Genomic DNA, 1,324 nt, shown 5'->3' with positions numbered 1-1,324 from the left:
AGTGAACCGCCCCGGGTTTGTCGGAGGCCCCAACTCCTGAGAGGATGGGGCTATGACGAGCAAGACGACGAACAAGTTCTCGCCTGAGGTGCGTGCGCGCGCGGTGCGGATGGTGCTGGACCATGAAGCCGAGCATCCGTCGCGCTGGGCGGCGATCACGTCGATCGCCGGCAAGATCGGCTGCACGGCGCAGACGCTGAGCGATTGGGTGAAGAAGGCCGAGGTCGACAGCGGCCGCAAGCCCGGGCTGACAACGGACATCGCGGCCAAGCTCAAGGCTCTCGAACGCGAGAACCGGGAACTGCGGCAGGCCAATGAGATCCTGCGCAAGGCATCGGCGTATTTTGCCCAGGCGGAGCTCGACCGCCGACACCGGTCATGATCGGCTTCATCGACGATCACCGTGGGGCTTATGGGGTCGAGCCGATCTGCAAGGTGCTGCCGATCGCCCCGTCAACCTACCATGAGCATGTCGCCAAGCGGACCGATCCCCGGAAGCTGTCGGCTCGGGCGAAGCGGGACCTGAAGCTGAAGCCGCAGATCGAGCGCGTGTTCGGGGAGAACTTCGAGGTCTATGGCGCACGCAAGGTCTGGCGGCAGATGTTGCGCGAGGGGTTCGACGTTGCGCGATGCACGGTCGAACGCCTGATGGCCGACCTCGGCCTGCAAGGTGTCATTCGCGGCAAGCCCCTCCGCACGACCGTTCAGGACAAGGCCGCGCCGTGTCCGCTGGACCATGTCAACCGGGTGTTCCATGTGCCGGCGCCGAACATGCTGTGGGTCTCGGATTTCACCTATGTCAGCACCTGGTCGGGCTTTGTCTATGTCGCCTTCGTCATCGACGCGTATGCTCGGCGGATCGTCGGCTGGCGCGTATCTCGGACTGCACATGCCAGCTTCGTGCTCGACGCGCTGGAGCAGGCCCTGCATGAGCGAAGACCGGTCCATCGCGGCGGCCTCGTGCATCATTCCGACAGGGGCTCTCAATACGTCAGCATTCGATACACCGAGCGCCTCGCCGAGGCGGGGATAGAGCCCTCGGTCGGCAGCGTCGGCGACTCTTATGACAACGCTCTCGCAGAGACGATCAACGGACTCTACAAGGCAGAGTTGATCCATCGGCGCGGACCTTGGCGAAGCTTCGAGGCAGTCGAGTTCGCCACGCTGACCTGGGTCGACTGGTTCAACCATCGCCGGCTGCTGGAGCCTATTGGCAACATCCCGCCGGCCGAAGCCGAGGAACGCTATTACGCGATGCTGGACGAGCCAGCCATCGCAGCCTGACTCAAACCAAACGGCCTCCGGCGAACCCGGGGCGGTTCAC

At 64.2% G+C, this 1,324-nt stretch carries 1 protein-coding gene and 1 other annotated feature; the gene reads left to right on the top strand.

Translation table 11 applies throughout. The annotated features are described in order from the left end of the window. Window positions 1-52 precede the first annotated feature (52 nt). Window positions 53-1,284, top strand: a protein-coding gene (locus BMZ69_RS30895) for an IS3 family transposase (protein ID WP_092163846.1) whose coding sequence is annotated in 2 segments (ribosomal slippage) — window positions 53-344 and window positions 344-1,284 — 1,233 coding nt in all. Because the reading frame shifts where the segments join, the coding sequence is not laid out codon by codon here. After that, window positions 337-453 (top strand) — a sequence feature (AL1L pseudoknot). Its footprint overlaps the gene before it by 117 nt. Window positions 1,285-1,324: the final 40 nt, after the last annotated feature.

It is taken from the genome of Allobosea sp. CRIB-10, from assembly GCF_900112185.1.
In the GTDB taxonomy this organism is placed as follows: Bacteria; Pseudomonadota; Alphaproteobacteria; order Rhizobiales; family Beijerinckiaceae; genus Allobosea.
The sequence above is the reverse complement of the archived record's forward strand: the minus strand, read 5'-3'. Positions and strand labels throughout refer to the sequence as shown.